The organism is Bradyrhizobium sp. LA6.1 (assembly GCF_040547805.1).
Lineage (GTDB): Bacteria > Pseudomonadota > Alphaproteobacteria > Rhizobiales > Xanthobacteraceae > Bradyrhizobium > Bradyrhizobium barranii.
The window spans coordinates 85914-102166 of record NZ_JBEPQK010000005.1 but is presented as its reverse complement, the minus strand read 5'-3'; the positions used below and the strand labels follow the sequence as shown (position 1 = coordinate 102166).

General features: G+C 63.3%; 18 protein-coding genes. 2 read left to right on the top strand and 16 right to left on the bottom strand.

What is annotated here, in order from left to right; translation table 11 throughout:
• Positions 1-38: 38 nt before the first annotated feature.
• Positions 39-926: a dienelactone hydrolase family protein gene (locus tag ABIB99_RS14310; RefSeq protein ID WP_063981323.1), complete on the bottom strand. Its 888-nt coding sequence runs from the start codon at positions 924-926 to the stop codon at positions 39-41.
• 101 nt (positions 927-1027) lie between these two features.
• Positions 1028-2254 carry an MFS transporter gene (locus ABIB99_RS14305; RefSeq protein WP_245328637.1) on the bottom strand — a complete coding sequence of 409 codons (1227 nt, stop codon included), beginning with the start codon at positions 2252-2254 and terminating at the stop codon, positions 1028-1030.
• 547 nt (positions 2255-2801) lie between these two features.
• Between ABIB99_RS14305 and ABIB99_RS14300 the strand changes: the two genes are divergently transcribed.
• Positions 2802-3383: a MarR family winged helix-turn-helix transcriptional regulator gene (locus ABIB99_RS14300; protein WP_028147146.1), complete on the top strand. Its 582-nt coding sequence runs from the start codon at positions 2802-2804 to the stop codon at positions 3381-3383.
• 14 nt (positions 3384-3397) lie between these two features.
• Here ABIB99_RS14300 and ABIB99_RS14295 read toward each other — a convergent pair whose 3' ends face one another.
• A complete protein-coding gene (locus ABIB99_RS14295; protein ID WP_354176258.1) occupies positions 3398-4324 on the bottom strand; it encodes a hypothetical protein in 927 nt (308 codons plus the stop codon).
• Between the two features lie 817 nt (positions 4325-5141).
• Here ABIB99_RS14295 and ABIB99_RS14290 point away from each other — a divergent pair.
• Positions 5142-5912, top strand: coding sequence for a response regulator transcription factor (locus tag ABIB99_RS14290; RefSeq protein ID WP_231145403.1), 771 nt, complete (start codon positions 5142-5144; stop codon positions 5910-5912).
• Between the two features lie 122 nt (positions 5913-6034).
• Here ABIB99_RS14290 and ABIB99_RS14285 read toward each other — a convergent pair whose 3' ends face one another.
• From ABIB99_RS14285 to ABIB99_RS14225, 13 genes are all read right to left on the bottom strand, one after another.
• On the bottom strand, positions 6035-6493 hold the full coding sequence (locus ABIB99_RS14285) for a hypothetical protein (protein WP_014492689.1): 459 nt from the start codon (positions 6491-6493) through the stop codon (positions 6035-6037).
• Positions 6490-7002, bottom strand: coding sequence for a flagellar biosynthesis protein FlgN (locus ABIB99_RS14280; RefSeq protein ID WP_354176256.1), 513 nt, complete (start codon positions 7000-7002; stop codon positions 6490-6492). The genes ABIB99_RS14285 and ABIB99_RS14280 overlap by 4 nt, the downstream gene beginning before the upstream one ends.
• A gap of 39 nt (positions 7003-7041) precedes the next feature.
• Positions 7042-7527, bottom strand: coding sequence for a rod-binding protein (locus tag ABIB99_RS14275; protein ID WP_063981319.1), 486 nt, complete (start codon positions 7525-7527; stop codon positions 7042-7044).
• Complete coding sequence (locus ABIB99_RS14270) at positions 7524-7943, bottom strand: hypothetical protein (protein WP_354176254.1); 420 nt, start codon at positions 7941-7943, stop codon at positions 7524-7526. Before ABIB99_RS14270 ends, ABIB99_RS14275 begins: the two co-directional genes overlap by 4 nt.
• Positions 7944-7948: 5 nt before the next feature.
• Positions 7949-8701, bottom strand: coding sequence for a flagellar biosynthesis protein FliR (fliR, locus tag ABIB99_RS14265; protein ID WP_354176253.1), 753 nt, complete (start codon positions 8699-8701; stop codon positions 7949-7951).
• The gene (flhA, locus tag ABIB99_RS14260; RefSeq protein WP_071909981.1) at positions 8698-10779 is read right to left on the bottom strand and encodes a flagellar biosynthesis protein FlhA; all 2082 of its coding nucleotides are present in this window, start codon (positions 10777-10779) and stop codon (positions 8698-8700) included. The genes fliR and flhA overlap by 4 nt, the downstream gene beginning before the upstream one ends.
• Before the next feature lie 76 nt (positions 10780-10855).
• The gene (fliQ, locus tag ABIB99_RS14255) at positions 10856-11122 is read right to left on the bottom strand and encodes a flagellar biosynthesis protein FliQ (protein ID WP_014492683.1); all 267 of its coding nucleotides are present in this window, start codon (positions 11120-11122) and stop codon (positions 10856-10858) included.
• The gene (gene flgD, locus ABIB99_RS14250) at positions 11119-11538 is read right to left on the bottom strand and encodes a flagellar hook assembly protein FlgD (protein ID WP_166344144.1); all 420 of its coding nucleotides are present in this window, start codon (positions 11536-11538) and stop codon (positions 11119-11121) included. Before flgD ends, fliQ begins: the two co-directional genes overlap by 4 nt.
• Positions 11539-11553: 15 nt before the next feature.
• Entirely contained in the window at positions 11554-11973 is a 420-nt protein-coding gene (flbT, locus tag ABIB99_RS14245) for a flagellar biosynthesis repressor FlbT (RefSeq protein WP_166344145.1), read from the bottom strand.
• Positions 11973-12317, bottom strand: a complete 345-nt coding sequence (gene flaF / locus ABIB99_RS14240) for a flagellar biosynthesis regulator FlaF (protein ID WP_208069782.1) — start codon at positions 12315-12317, stop codon at positions 11973-11975. Before flaF ends, flbT begins: the two co-directional genes overlap by 1 nt.
• A 54-nt stretch (positions 12318-12371) precedes the next feature.
• Positions 12372-13418 (bottom strand): flagellar hook-associated family protein, encoded by a 1047-nt coding sequence (locus ABIB99_RS14235; protein ID WP_231143350.1) that lies wholly within the window; start codon positions 13416-13418, stop codon positions 12372-12374.
• Positions 13419-13421: 3 nt separating this feature from the next.
• Positions 13422-14897, bottom strand: coding sequence for a flagellar hook-associated protein FlgK (gene flgK / locus ABIB99_RS14230; protein WP_071909975.1), 1476 nt, complete (start codon positions 14895-14897; stop codon positions 13422-13424).
• A gap of 34 nt (positions 14898-14931) precedes the next feature.
• Positions 14932-16164: a flagellar hook protein FlgE gene (locus tag ABIB99_RS14225; protein WP_063981311.1), complete on the bottom strand. Its 1233-nt coding sequence runs from the start codon at positions 16162-16164 to the stop codon at positions 14932-14934.
• Positions 16165-16253: the final 89 nt, after the last annotated feature.

Sequence of the window (16253 nt, the reverse complement as noted above, 5' to 3'; positions counted from 1 at the left end):
AAGGGCGGCCGCTCAGGCCGCCCTTTGCGAATCTGGCGTCAGCTCAACACGCCGTACCTCTTGAACCAGGCCTGGGCCTGCTTCCAGGCGTCTTCCGCCGCATCCTTGCGATAGCTGCCGCGATAGTCGGCATGGAAGCCGTGCGGCGCCTGCGGATAGATCTTGAATTCGGCGATCTTCTTGTCCTGCTCAAGCGTCGCCTTGAACTGCTCGACCTGGGCCACGGGAATGCCGGTATCGGCGCCGCCATAGAGGCCGAGCACCGGCGCCTTCATCTCGGGGGCGAGCTGAATCGGACTCTTCGGCCACACCGGATTGGCGGGATCGACCGGCGCACCGTAGAACGCGACACCGGCCTTGAGGGTGCCACTGTGGGCAGCGTATTCCCAGACATTGCGGCCACCCCGGCAGAAGCCGATGATGCCTAGCTTCGTGGTGTCGCCGCCTTGCGATCCCGCCCACGCCACCGTCGCATCGAGATCGGACAGCAGCTCGGCGTCCGGCTTGGCATTGACGACCGGCAGCAGATCCTTGATGTCGGTGACCTTGGTGAGATCGACACCCTTGCGGAAATAATAGTCGGGCGCGACCGCGAAGGCGCCGAGCTTGGCGAGGCGCCGTGTCACATCCTTGATGTATTCGTGCAGGCCGAAAATCTCCATCGCCACGATGATCACCGGCGCCTTGGTGTTGCCGGCCGGGCGCGCGAAATAGGCAGGCATCTCTTCGGAGCCGACCTTGATCCTGGTGTCGCCAGCCTGGAGGCCGCCGGTATCTGTCGTGATGATTTCGGCACGGACCGGACCGGCCGCAAGCGTGTAGCCGGCAGCGACGGCCGCGGTGGCGCTCATGAATCCGCGGCGCGAGACCGGCGCGACTTTCGTCAGCCCGACGACGTCGGATGTCATGGTGGTTTCGAAGCTCATCGGTCGATCCTTCCTGATGCTGGGCCCTGATTCCTCAGGCGGCGCATTCGCCGATAATTGCCGGCGAAACGCAAATCACCAGCCTGCGAGCATGTTCGCGTTCAGGCCAAGCCCTGACGTCTTTTCACCGGCGCCGTTTCGGGCATCAGGCTCATTGCGACAAGTCCGACGATCGCCGCAAGCAGGAGGTACCAGGCCGGTGCCAGCGGATTGCCGGTGACGTGGAGGAGCCAGGTGACCACGAGCTGCGCCGTACCTCCGAAGCTCGCGATCGCCACCGCGTAGACGGTCGCGAACACGCCTCCGCGGATGTTCTGGGGCAGCGCTTCGGTGAAGGTCGCATAGAACGCGGTGAACGGCAGCGAGCCGATGATCGATAGCACACCGAAGCCGATCAGGAGCGACAGCGCGCCCGGTGCATGGACGATCCACAGGAAGGTCGGATAGGTGAGCAGGAGGGTTGCGAGCTGCGGCCAGATCATGATCGGCTTACGGCCGAGACGATCGGCGAGCCATCCGCCGACCAGTGCGCCGACGAACTGAATGCCGTTGCTGACGAGCGACACGGCGAAAGCCAGCGTCGACGACACGTGCAGGGTATTCTGCGCATAAGTCGTCATGTATTGCGTGACATAGGTCGAGATCGTTCCGCTGGCCAGGATCATCAACGCCAGCGCGATGATGCCGAGGTGACGCCGGGCCTGCGAGAGGTGACCTGTGCGCTCTTTCGCTGCGACACCGGCATCGGCATGCGGAATCGTCTCGGGCAGTGTCCGCCGCATCCAGAGCCCGAACGGCAGGCAGACGGCCCCGATCAGGAACGCCACCCGCCAGCCGTAGGAGTCCAGCATCTCCGGCGCCATGGTCGTGCTCAGGATGACGCCGACCAGCGCGCCGGCGGTCGCCGCGATCTCCTGGCTCGCCGGCTGCCATGCCACGACCAGCGCCCGATGCTCGAGCGGGGCAATCTCGAGAAGATAGGCGGTGGTCGGTCCGACCTCGCCGCCGAGGGCGAAGCCCTGCACCATGCGCGCCGCAATCACGATGATGGGCGCGGCGACGCCGATCATGCGATAGGACGGCGTGAGCGCGATGGTCAGGATAGCAGCTCCCATCAACGCAAAGCTCAGCAGCATGGCGGGCCGCCGGCCGATCCGGTCGGAATAGATGCCGAGCACGATCCCGCCGATCGGCCGCGTCACGAAGCCGGCCCCGAACGTCGCCAGCGACAGCATCAGGCTGCCGTACTCGCTTCCGGTCGGGAAGAAGGTATGGCCGATCTGGATGGCGAAGAAGCTGTAGGTAATGAAGTCGTAGAATTCGAGCATGTTGCCGATGGTGGCTGCGAATGCTGCTCGTTTGACGTTGAACGGCACCGCTTGCTCAATTCCCAACGACACTTTGACTTCCCTGGATTCGCTCGTTTGCCAGACTTAACCGTCCGGCTGCATTGCGTCGCAACATCCATTAACCGAAAGAGAGGGTTCTCTCCCGGCCAGCCACATCGCCAGGCGTTGCCGGTGATGCGCCCTTTTGCGTATTCGAAACTCCAGGCCGCAACAAATGGGCCTCGCAGTGGCGACAATGACACATCATGTTGCTCAGGCGTCGCACATCACCGTCAATTCACGTGCAAGCTCTCGTGATTTGATTGAAATTTTCAGAAGAGTTGAGCCGTGCGATTTACTCGAACTTTCTGTGTGACGCTCTAGTTCCACGGCCGGAAGTTCCATCTGCACAACGGATGCAACTTCCCGAGCGCGGTCCCTCCATCCGGCAACGGACGAAGAATCGCCCGAGAACTTTCATTCTCGTCCACCCAGATTGCGCTACCAAAGGCTCAATTGAATAAAGCTTGTCCGACCTGGAACTGAAATGATTTTAGCTCGCGAAGCGATTGAATTGTTGGGACAGATGGCCCGCATCCTGTGGTTCGAAGGCACCAAGCATGGCTTGCGCGACCGCGAATGGATGGCCCTGCGCTTTCTCTCCCGCGCCAACCGTTTCTCGCGGACGCCCTCGGCGCTCGCGAGCTACGTCGGCACCACGCGCGGCACCGCCTCTTTCATCATCGGCGAACTCGAGCGGCTCGGATATCTGGAGCGAAAGCGCTCCGCGACGGACAAGCGATCGGTGACGCTGAGCGTGACGCAGCAGGGCAAGAAGTTCCTGGTGCGCGACCCCATCAGCGTTCTCCTCGAGCCGATCGCCGTCCTCGACGACGAGGCCAAGATCCGCTTTCGCGACACGCTCCGGCACGTGCTCGATCAGGCGGACGCGGCCGAGCAGCGGCACCATACCGACGTCTGCAAGCGATGCATCTTCCTGCGCGAAGATCGCACCGCCACGGACGGCAAGCCCGGCGCCGCCGAGTTCAGCTGCCGCCTGTTTCGCGCGCCGATCGCCGAGGCGGAGATCGATCTGCTATGCACCAGCTTCGAGCATCATCGCCAATAGGAGGCGGCCCTCGATCACGGCGTCGCCTTGCGTGACGAGTAGATGACGCCGCCGCTGGACTCCACGACCAGACGGCCGTTCTCGTTCTTGATCTCTTCGATGCGGCCAAGCCCGGGTACCTGCTGTCCAAGCACGGCCTCGATGACGCCGTTCGGACCTTGCAGGATCGCAATTCCCTCATAGGCCTGGCGGACCGACCAGCCCTTGACCACCTTGCGCGGCGCCGACGGAGGAACCGAACCCGTGATCTCGGGCGCGGCAACCGAGGCCATCATCGGCATCGTCTGCGAGGGCGGCTGCGAGGCGACGGCCGCCGGCGCCGGCGCTTGCGCCTGGGCGAGCTTGTCCAGCTTCACCGTCGAGGACGAACTCACCCGCTCGATACGGTCCAGATTCTCGGCGAACCTGCCGAAGCGATCGTTGGTCGCCTTGCTCGACTGATCGACCGCGGTGCGCAGGCCGTCGAGATTTTCGGACACGCCCGACACCTGCTTGCGCAGCAGCGCGACAGTCTCGCGCAGATTCCTGATCTCCGTATTGGCGGCCACGTTGCTTTGGGCCGGCTGCGTGGTGAGATAGGCGATCACGCCGGTGCAGGCGCAGACCACCAGGATCGCAGCGACCGCCAATGTTGCGAGCGGCGCGACCCATGTCGGACGCGGCGGCGGCGGCTTGGCCACGATCACGGCCGGCTTCATCACGGTCGGCGCAGGCTTCGGTATCGCCATCTTGTCGAGGCGCGCCTTGGCGCGAATACGCTTCAGGCCCTCGAGCGCCTCTTTCGCCAGGGTCTCGTCGTTCGCCGCAGCCGACACACGCTTCGCGCTTGCAGCGGGCTTGGCCGTCTGTGCCGTGTTTGTATCGCGCGCATCCGGAGCCGGCTTCGCCGCCGCGGAAACATCAGCGGTCGCGTTGGGACGAGCTTGTCCATCGGACAACATGTGAAAATGCTCCGTTCGGTTCGATCTATCGAACGGTGAAGTTAATTGCCGAAGCTTGCCTGAAACGTGCGCAGCGAAAACTTTTCATCGCGCCCGATGCGACGTCGCATGAGTCAAAAGCGTCATGGACGTGGCGAGAGTGCGACTCGAAAGACACACACTCGCCAAGATTTCGCCAAGCTGGAGTCGCCGCGCCATACATGAGTCGAATTGTCGCATGGGGAAACACCAGCAGGAGAGTCAATCCCGGGTTGAAAACCCCATTGTGCGCATGACCTGCAGCACCGCGCAAAATAGCTGTGATTACGCGGGGATGCGGAACTTTAGAAACGCTACGGTGCAAAACTAGTTCGATTACCAAATCAACTGATGCGATCGAACATACAAAGAAACAACCAGAAACGAATCAACAGCATCAAACACGCATAGCAACCGCTTTGCTGCGCGCGCTTGATCGGAAATCGGCAATTGTTACGGTCCTACTCAAGTGATTCTCGCCAGTTGGCGAGGAGATCGACACAGTTCAGGTGCGTTCGGACGCAATCGGCAAGTTGGCGCAACTGTTCTAGGTCTGTCTCAATCCGCTCCGCGAGGTGATCCGTAAGACACCCGCCGAGCCTCACGCAGTAAGCGTTCAGTATCGAGTCGAAGTAGCAGGCCTGCACACGCAGGCACTGAATGCGTAGGGCTGCCCGCGAATATCGAAACCATAATAACGGTTCGCGGGATGGAAATATCGTCAAACAGCATGGTTGCCGAGCCGGGCATCACAACAACCATCCGGCCGCAACAAGTGCGAAACAGGGGCGAAAGACTAATGTATATTATCGTTGATGATCGCGAGAGCGTCACGAACAGCTACGTTGGAGGGCTCGTTCGCGAAGGTGTATCGTCGATCGGCTTCTCCTCCGGAGAATTCTGGGACTGGCTGCAATCTGCGAGCGAACCGGATCTGGCGGCGGTCGACGCCTTTCTCCTCGGGGATTGCGATGCCCGCGGAAGCCTGCCTCGGGCGATGCGCAAGCGCTCCTCGGCGCCCATCATCGCCATGAGCGGCCAGAAGATGCTCAAGAACACGCTTGAGCTGTTCGAATCGGGTGTCGACGACGTCGTCCATGTACCGATTCACCTGCGCGAGATCCTCGCCCGAACGGCCGCAATCGCGCGCCGCCGGGTGGGCGAGCTGCCGAGGCCCTGCGAGACCAGGATCCAGGTCTTCTTCAACGGACGTGACCCCGAGATCGCGGGCCACGCTCTCACCCTGCCCCGCCGCGAGCTGCGCATTCTCGAGTATATGGTCAGCAACCACGGCAAGTGGATCACCAAGACGCAGATCTTCAACGCGGTCTACGGCATCTTCGAGTCGACCTTCGACGAGAGCGTGATCGAGAGCCACGTCAGCAAGCTGCGCAAGAAACTCCGCGACCGCCTCGGCTTCGACGCGATCGTGGCCCGGCGCTACGTCGGATACCGCCTCAACATCCCTGCCGGCGAGACCATCGACGTGCCGATGCAGGAACTCGACGAGGTCGGGATCCTCCTGAACAGGGCACATTCCGCCCCGGCGGCGTACCCGGCCGGAAACTAACGCGGCAGGGCACCGCCACGAAAACGACAACGGCCTCTGCGGAGTACCCTTCGCAGAGGCCGTTGCACTTTCAGCGGCAGGGATGGCGGAACAGCGGCCTCGCGATGCCGGCGCCGCGACAGCTACGGCTTCTGCTGGAATTCTTCCTTCGAAACATAGTTGAAGTCCTCGACCAGGACGTCCTGGACGACGTCGGCCTGCATCCGCTCGTTGACGCGCTGCTTGATGGCCGTCGTGAGGATGGAAAGGTCGTAACGGGCGAGCTTCCTGAAATCGAGGCGGTCGTCGGCATAGATCCTGCGGAAGGCCTCGTCGACGACGAACGGCTCCGGCGGGACGTTGAGCTGGTGCATGATCCGCGCCTCAACGGTGTAGACGAAGCGCGCCACGATGTAGCCCTGCACGCTGCCGCCCTCGACCATTGGCACGCTTAGCGCCCGCGTCTTCTGGTATTGAAGGCCGTCGAGATATTCGTCCTTCGCCGGCAACAGGCTGCCGTTTTCCTTCCAATAGGCCACGGCATAGCTCGTGCCCGCGGTGAGGATGCAAACCCAGAGCCCGGCCAGCACGAGTCTGATCATTTTCCGTCCTGTGCTGTGCGGCCGGTATAGGTGCCATCCGACTCGGCTTCCTTGATCGCTTTGACGATGATGGCCGCGACCTCACGCACCGCATCGTAATGCATTTCGAGGATGGAACGGTTTCGCTCGAGCTTCTCGCGCAACCGCTGGATCTCCTCGGTGATCTCGAGCTCGTTGCCGAGATGCATCCGTGCCCGCATCAAGCGGACGAATTCGAGCATGCTCCGGCTCTTCCGGGCACTGAAGTCGTCGAAATCGATCTTCTTGCCCGTCGAGAGCGCGACCGTCTCCTCTTCGACGATGTTCTCGAGCCGGCGGATCGCAGACAGCAGGCCACGCACCTCGTCCGATCTCGCCGCGTCGGTGCCGTCGTTCACCACGTCACCGCCGAGATTCGGCAGCAGCGCAGGCAAGAACGCATCGCCTTCTGCCGCTTCCAGCGTCATCGCCTCGGCGTCCACGACCGACTGCTCCACCACCAGGACCGCCGCACCTTCTTGTGCTTGCATAGGAAATTCACCCCTCAACTTCTGTCACCCATTCCCGGATCATGATCCGGTCTTTTCCGTAACGCCGGGCCCCGCCGGCTGCGCAGCGGCGAGTTGCTTGGCAATGCCAATGCCCTTGCCCTTTGCCAGCTGAGCACCAAGCTGCTCCGCCAGCATCGACTTCCAGACGCCGCCGGCCGTGCCCTTGCCGAAGACTTCCTCCGACTCCTTCGGCAGCATCGTCTCGACGAAGGTCTGGAGAATGAACGCCTCGAACTTCCGGTACACCTCGCCGGATGCGGGCGCCTTGATCACCCGCACCGGCGGCCCGTTCACCGCACCCGGCTGCTGCGCTTCGGCAGCCTGCGCCGCGGATTGATCGGCATTCGCCGCCTTGGCCTTGCCGACCTCCGCGTCCATGGTGGCGGCGAAATCGGCGTCCGACGATTTCAGTGCATCGAGCTTCGCGGTCGCCGCCCGCTGCGTCACGGGGTCGGCGGCATCGAGGACATCGAGAACGAGGTCGGGCGTCGCTGTCACGATCATGTCTTGTTCCGGCTGGGTGGCCGTGGCGTCCAGTCGCGCACGGCGGGGCTTATTCCCGTCATCTCTTCGAGCGAGCGCGCCTCCGCGTCGCGAAGCTTGTCTGCGAGCGCGGCCTTCGCGACCTGCTCGAGCTGTTTCACACGGCGAGTGTCCGCGCGGACCTGGTCGAGCTGCTGCGACGCCTGCGCCTGGACCGCGCGCGCACCGGCGCTCGTCCTGTTCAGGCGCCGCGCGATTGAGTCGCTCGACGAGCCCGCCGGCGGCTTGCCCTCGTTGAGGGTTCCTACCAGCCATTCCTGCTCGTCCTGCAAGCTGCGCTCCTGCTGCCGCAGATGCGCGAGCTGCCATTCGGACAGCCGGAGCTGAAGCTTCACGAGCGAGACCATCCGGCCGAGCTTGTCCGCGCGCGACGTCATGACCATCACTCCGCCAGCCACGACGAGACGCCGAGCATGAATTGCGTCAAGAGCTCGTCGCTGGTGAGGTAGAGCAGCAGGAAGCCGCCGAACAGCACGAAGGGCACCGAGATGAAATAGACCGGAATCGCCGGCGTCAGCTTGTTGATCAGGCCGACCGCGAGGTTGACGATGACCGAATAGACGATGAAGGGGCTCGTGATCCGCAGCGTCAGCACGAACGCCTCGGACAGGCGGCTGACCAGCTGGTCGAGCGCCATGCTGCCGCCGATCCTGTTGCCGGGCTGCCAGACGTCGTAGGAGTTCATCAGCCCGCGCAGGACCTGCCAGTGCTGGTCGGTCATGAAGAACAATGTGGTGACGGCTGCCATGATCAGCGGGACCAGGGCCGGCGCCGGGTCGGTGTCGCCGACCGGCGTTCCCGGGATGTTGCTCAGCCCGATCGCGCCCGCCATCACGGTCGCCATGGTCTGCAGCGCGAGGAAGAACACGCGCCCGCCGAGCCCGATGACGCTGCCGACCACAAGCTCCGAGCAGATCAGGAGCGCAAGCGTCAGCGGCGCGGCGTTGTCGGTGAGAGGTTTCAGGACCGAGATCAGGATCGGCGTCAGCGCAAACGTCGTGACGAGCGCGACGAACAGGCGAACCTGGGCCGGAACGTTGACGCTGGAATAGCCGGGCACGAGCATCAGGCAGGCGCCGATGCGGCAGAACACGATGAACGTGACCAGCACGCTGTCGGCGAGGCCGCTGATCACGATATGGCCCCCAGCGCCCTGATCTCGGCACTGCGCGCGACCTCGACATGCGACAGGACCGGCAAGGTCGGGAACACCCGCTCCAGGATCATCCGGACATAGGGGCGGGCTTCCGGGGTGACCGCCAGAACCACGCTGGTGCCGTTCTCGGTGAATTTTCGGATCGCGGCGCTGGCTTCGGTTGCGAACTGCTCGATCAGGCGAGGATCGGCGTCGAATTCGAAGACTTCGCCCTTGGCGTCGCGCTTCAGGCTCTGGTGGAACGCCAGGTCCCAGCGGTTGCCGAGGCGGACGACGTTCAGCACACCGTTGTCGGAAAGGTCGCCGCAGATCTGCTGGGCAAGTCGCGTCCGCACATGCTCCGCGACCTGTTCGGACCGCCGCACATGGGGGGCGATCTCGGCAATGGCCTCCAGGATCAAATGGAGATTGCGGATTGACACGCGCTCGGCCAGCAGGATCTTCAGGATCGCCAGCAGGCCCGAATAGGAGATCTGCGACGGGCAGAGATCCTCGACCAGGCGCTTGTATTCGGGATCGAGACGGTCGAGTAGGCCGCGCATGTCCTTGTACGACAGCAGCTGTGCGAGATTTGCCCTGAGCACTTCGCTCAAGTGCGTGAGCAGCACCGACAGGTTGTCGACCGGCTTGCAGCCCTGACGCTTGACCTCGTCGGTGAACGCCTCCGTCACCCACAGCGCCTTCATGCCGAAAGCGGGTTCGATCACCTCTTCGCCGGGCACGTCGGGCTTACCGTCCTTGTCGACGAGCACCAGCACCTCGCCGAGCCGCAGCTCGCCATGGGCGATACGCGTGTCGTGGATCCGGATCTGGTATCCCTTGGGATCGATCGATAGATTGTCGCTGAGCTTGATCTCCGGAATGACGAAGCCGTATTGCTTGGCAAACTTCTTGCGGAGCTTGCTGACCCGGTGCCCAAGCTCGGTACGCGCGCCCAGCAAATGGACCGACAGATGGCCGCCGAGCGACACCTCGATCTCTGCGGTCTTGAGCGATTCCTTGACGGATTCCTTGGCATCGGCCTGGGCGCGCTCGTCGGCCTTGCGCGCATGCTCTTTCTTCTCCCGCGCCGCCTGCCGCCGCGGCAGCGAGTAGCCGACAAAGGCCATGGCACCGCCGAGCAGCACGAAGGGTGCCATCGGCAGCCCAGGCATCAAGGCGAGCACGAACATCATCAACGACGCCGCCGACACCGCGCGCGGGTAGCCACCGAGCTGCCTCAGCACGGCCTGCTCCGCCGACCCCCTGGTGCCGCCCTTGGAGACCAGGAGGCCCGCCGAAAGCGACACGATCAGTGCCGGCATCTGCGTTACCAGACCGTCGCCGACGGAGAGTTTGGTGTAGACGTCGGCGGCGCGCGACAGCGTCAGCCCGTGATGCGTCACGCCGATGATGATGCCGCCGAAGATGTTGATCGCCGTGATGATCAGGCCGGCGATTGCGTCGCCGCGGACGAATTTCGAAGCACCGTCCATTGCGCCGAAGAACGCGCTCTCCTCTTCGAGCTCGCGGCGCCGGCGCTGGGCCTCCTTGTCGTCGATGAGGCCCGCGGAGAGGTCGGCGTCGATGGCCATCTGCTTGCCCGGGATGGCGTCCAGGGTGAAGCGGGCACCGACTTCGGCGATACGCGTTGCGCCCTTGGTGATCACGACGAAATTCACCGTCACCAAGATCGCGAAGATGATCAGACCGATGACGAAGTCGCCGCCCATGACGAACTTCGAGAAGCCGGCAACGACGTGACCCGCGGCTTGTTCGCCCTCCCCGCCCCGCGACAGGATCAGACGGGTGGTCGCAACGTTGAGCGCCAGCCGCAGGATCGTCGCGATCAGCAGCACGGTCGGGAAGGCGGAGAAATCGAGCGGCCGCTGGATCCACAGCGCGACCATCAAGATCAGCGCGGACAGCGCGATCGAGAAGGCGAGGCCGAGGTCGATCAGGATCGGCGGTATTGGCAGGAACAGGATCGTGAGCATGGCCACGATACCGCCCGCAAAAAAGGCGTCGGCCCCCAATCGTCGCGGGGTCGGCAGGCTAGCAGCTAATGTATCGGCCATGGGTCACCGGCAGAGGGTCCGCCCCGCAATCTGCCGTGCAAAGCTTACGCGAGGGTGGTGGCCGGGCTCTCGCGGATCAGAAGCCGTGCTCGATCCGCGAATAGACCATCTCGGTGAAGGTGGAGAGATGGGCGCCGATGAAGGAGCCGGAGACGGCAACGACCAGGAGGATGACGATGATCTTCGGCACGAAGGTCAGCGTCACCTCCTGGACCTGGGTCAGCGCCTGGATCAGCGCAATGGCGGTGCCGACGAGCATCGCGGCGCCGACGGCGGGGCCGGAGGCGACGATGATGGTCCAGATCGCCGCCTGGACGATGTCGAGGGCGTCCCGCTCGTTCATGACTGGCTGATCGTAAGGCCGGGCCCGACCGCGACCTTCGTGCCGTTCTCGAGGGTTGCGATGGAGCCGTCGTTGTTGATGGAGATCGAAACGACCTTGCCGCTGAAGGTCGCGCCGGTCGCGTCGGTGAAGCTGACGGTCTTTCCGATCAGCCCGTTGGCCTGCGACAGCGACTGCGACGACAGCAGCGCATCCAGCTTCGAATTGGTCTGCATGGCCTGCTCGACCGTCGAGAGCTGGGCGAACTGGCTCATGTACTGCGAGGTATCCATCGGATTGGTGGGATCCTGGTTCTTCATCTCGGCGACGAGGAGCTGAAGAAAGGTATTGTAGTCGACGGTGTTGCTCGCCGTGTTCTTCGTGGAATCGGTCGCATTGGACTTGCTGGTGCTGTCGGTCGCGCTGGTGACGTTCATGTAGCCTCTCCGCTGTCAGGCAGCCTGGAATGGGATCTCGGTGGCGGCGCCGGCCAGGCCGGCCAGGATTGCGTCCTCCACCGGGAACAGCGCCCGGATCCGCTTGAGCGCCTCGAAATAGCGGGTCGTGCGGACCAGCTCGTGGATCGCGGCGAGCCCGTCGAGCATCTCGCGGCTCTCGCAAACCGCGAGCAGGGCCGCATGATGCTCCCCGTAGAGCGCGACTGCGGCGCCGATATCCGTCGGGTTCATCAGCATGAGCTGGACGATGAAATAGAGCTGCCGCATCGCCGTTGTGGCGTCGGAAGCCTGCATGACCTGCCCTTCGAGCAGGAACATCACGTCGTTGACGAGCTCGACGGAGACCTTGCGGTCCACGCGCAGCACTGCGCCGTTGACGTAGATCCGCTCACCCGCCCGCAAGGATATTTTCATCAGAGCGCGTCTCGGATCAGGCGGTTGATTTCGATGAGCTGCATCACGTCGTTCGACTTCTCCTCGCGAAGCCGATCGGCTTCCTTGACGACCCACAGGCCGATCGAGATGATGTCGGCGCGCAGCTTTTCCGGGAGTGCGTTTTCCGGATGGGCGAGATCCTCGATGAAGATCGTCCACAGCCGCCGCACGTAGAGCAGGCTCTCGACCAGATCTTCGAAGCTGAAGCGCCCGCCCTGGACCCGCTCGAGCCGGTCGATGCCGAGGCTGAGCGCCTGCCGCTCGCGGCCCCGCGCCTCAGAGGCGCTATCATCGACGACCGCTTCATAGGCTTCAAACGTCATCAGAACCACTCTGCGCAGGAGACCGAACAACAAGACAAAGTTACAGACCCCGGCTCAGAGATAGTTGATCAGGCTGATCTGCTGGAGCTGCGACGTCAGCGACAGCGCCGTCTTGATCTGGGTCTGCAGGGTGTTGACCCGGACCGAGGCCTCCGTCGGGTCGACGGCCTCCATCTTGACGATCTGATTGTTCAGAATGTCCTGCTGCGTCTTGAGCTTTTCGGTGGCGCCGGTGACCCGCTGCTGGACCGTGCCGACGCCGCCGCCGAGCGTAGCGAGGTCAGTGATGGCGTTACCGACGAGGCCGATGGCCTTGTCCACGACGACCTGGAACGTGTCCTGGCTCAGGTTCGCGTTCCCAAGATCCGCCATCATGGTGTAGGCCTCGGCGAGCCTACGGAAGCCGATCTGGTTGGCGCTAACGGACGTATCGGCGATCTCGGTCGTGGAGATACGGCTTTGCATGGTCTGGTCGGTGGCCGTTGACCAATTGGTGTTCCAGGCCGGGCTCGCGAACTCGGCATCGAAGGTGGTGTTGAGGAAGGTCTGCATTTGGGCCGGGGTAATGGTGCTCACGCTGGCCGAGGATTGCGAGAAGCCGAAGGTCGCAAGGAAATCGGCATCGACCTGGTTCTTGCTGGCCGAACCCGCGGTGTAAGCCGTGATCGGCGTGTTCTGCGTGTTGACCCCCGAGAAGAGATACGAGCCATTATAGGAGACGTTCAGCGCGCCGATCAGATCCTGGAGGTTGGCGGACGCAGGCGGCAGGATGATCCGCCCGCCGCCGTCGGTGCTGCGGGCCGCGATCAGGTCCTTGAGGAAAGAGGTTGCGGTTGCGCCCAGCTGGGTGATCCGGTTCTGCGTCGTGTCCAGGCGCCCCGAGACGAGCCCGTTGGTATCGACGAGCTGATCGGCGAAGCTCAGGTCCGCCCGCAGCGTGACGTCGCTTCCCGTCGTGGCACCAAGCTCGAGGCCGACATCGGCGAAGCGGCCGGTGGTGGCTTCCTTCGAGGCCTTGGTCAGCGCGGCCTGATTGTTCGTGATCGAGGACCTCAACGACGAAGACAGCATCAGGGTCGAGATGTAGTTGGCGCTCATCATGACTTAATTCCCCACGGCGGCCAGCAGGCTCTGCAACATTTGGTCGACGGTCGAGATGATCTTCGACGACGCCGAATAGGTACGTTCGACCTGAAGCATCAAGGACATCTCGTCGTCCATGTTGACGCCGCTGACGTTCGACAGCGCCGCGGAGCTGCGGTCGAGCAGCGTGTTCTGGTAGGTGGCGTTGTCGTCCGCGGCCTTGCGCTGGTTTTCGATCCAGCTCGTCGACGACGCAGCGAAGTCGATCAAGCTGCCGCTCGGCTTGCCTTGCGTGGTTGCATCGAACGGCTGCGACGCATCCATGTTGCCGATCAGCTGCTGCAGCCTGGTCGAGTAGCCGGCATTGCCGGTGGTGTTGTATCTGTAGGCGACGTTGCCGCTGATCGCGCCATCACGCAGCAGGTTGGGATTGCCGCCCTGGGCCGGGTCGACCGACGCGGCAACGCTGATCGAGCCGGCCAGGCCGACCGAGACGGTCGCGCTTGCGGGCATCGCGGGTGAGCCGGGATAGGTGAAGAGGCCGGGCCGGTCGGGCAGCGCGGCGCCGGACTGGTCGACCTCCTTGAAGGACTCGACAAGGCCGCGTGCGACCTCGTCGAGCTGGCTCTGATACGTGACCGTGGCGTTGTCGCGCAATTGGGCGAGGCCAGCGAGCTTGCCGGTCTTGATCGGCATCACGGAATTGGCGCCGGTAACCGGGACACCGTCGATATAGACAGCATTTCCGGTGGTCCCGGGCGTATAGATGTTGGTCGCCGCGAAGCTGACCGAGCGCGCCGTCTTGTCGAACAGCACGACACCGCTGTCGGTGTAGAGCGCCGCGTCGCCGTTGGCGCGCAGCGTCATCGAGACGCCGACCTCCTGCGACATCTTCGAGACGATGTTGTCGCGCTGGTCGAGATAATCGGTGACGTCGTCGCCGGCGATCGTCCCCTTCACGATCGCGGTGTTGACCTTATCGAACTGGGTCAGGAGCTGATTGATATTCCCGACCGAAGTCGCCATGTCGGCGTCCGCTCCCTGGCGCACCGTCTGCACGGTCTTGGTGGCCTGGTTGAGCGCGGTCGCCATGTCCTTGGCGGACGTGACCGCCGCCTGCGCCAGCGTGGTGTTGTCCGGAGCGTTGGCATATTGCTGGAGCGCTTGCTTCAGCTTGTTGAGCTGGGCGGCCGGCGACTGCCCAAGTTCGGGATCGTCCACAGTCGAGGCCGATATCTTCTGAAGACCGTCCAGGATCGCATTCTGCTTGGCGGACCCAGACGTCGCGATCAGGACGTTATTATAGAGACCCGAGCTGGCGGCGCGCTGGATCGCCGCCACGTAGACGCCGGCCCCGGGGAGATTGTCCAGCACGGCGATCTTGCGCGAATAGCCGGCGGCGCTGGCACCGGCTATGTTGCGCGAGATCGTCGACGACTGGATACCCGACGCCATGAGCGACGCACGAGCGGAGTCGAGAGCGGCGGTAAGGGACATGATTTGCTCTTGCCCGGAATGAGCGCTTGAGGATTCAGCGCTTCAGGTTGACGACGACGTCGAGAAGATCGGCGCCGGTCTGGAACGATTTCGAATTCGCGGTGAAGCCGCGCTGCGCCTCGATCATCCCGGTGAGTTCGTCCGCGAGGTCGACGTTGGAGTCTTCCAGCGCGCCCGACTGGACAGTGCCGAGACCGCCGGTACCGGCATTCCCGGCCTGCGCGTTGCCGGAATTCATGTTGGTCGAATAGACGTTGCCGGGCTCCGGCGTCAGGTTGTCGGGGCTCGCGACGTCGGCGAGCATGATGGTGTAGAGCGTCAGCTGCTGACCGTTCTTGAGGATCGCCGTCACGAAGCCCGAATCGTCGACATCGACTTTGTCGATGGCCGATGGAACGCTGCCATTGACAGTCGCCTTGAAGCTGAAGTCGGTTCCGACCTGCGTCATGTTCGACAGGTCCAGGCTCATCGCCGCACCGCCAGGAACGGTGAGGGCGAGAGTCGTCGGGCTCGCCGCGGCCAGCGTGCCTTTGCCGGCTGCGGTCGTATCGAAGGTGAAAGTGGTGGCGGCACCAACCGACGCACCTGTCGCGGAGTTGTAAGCCTGAAGCTGCCAGGTGTCAGAGCCGGCGGCCGTCGCCGTGTGGGACATGTAGACGTCGAGCGTAACGGCCTGGCCGATATTGTTGTAGGCCACGATCGAACTCTTCGACGAATATGACGCCGGCCCGGGCGGACCGGCGATCACAGCCGCTTTCGGATCCAGATTGCCGGTCGTGAGCGTTCCCGCCGTCGACGGCACAGGCACTTGCGAAACCTGGGCAATGTTGACGATCTGCATGCCGGACAGACTGTTCTGCGAGAAATTGGTCACCTTACCGGGCTGGCCCAGGAGGTAGTAGCCGGCCGCGTTGACCAGATTGCCCTGGGCGTCCGGCACGAACGAGCCGGCGCGCGTCAGATATTGCTGCGTGTTGGCGGCGTTCGACACCACGAAGAAGCCGTTGCCCTGCACGGCGAGGTCCGTGGTCGACGTGGTGAACTGCGTGTGTCCCGCGTCGCTGATGGCGTAGCGAACCGTCGTCTCGACGGCGCCGGAGTCGTAATTGCCGGAGCCGCTCTTCAGGATCAGTGACGAGAATTCCGTCGAAGCCCGCTTGTAACCGGTCGTGTTGACGTTCGCGATGTTGTCCGAAACCGTCGACAGCTTGTTGGACTGCGCGCTCATTCCGGAAACGCCGGTGCGCATAACACCATACAGGCTCATGAAGTAGGCTCCTTTGTCAGGTTGTATCTACAATGCGGGTTCTTGCTTGCGCGGAGCTGATGATTGGGATCCGTGCACAACTTTCAGGT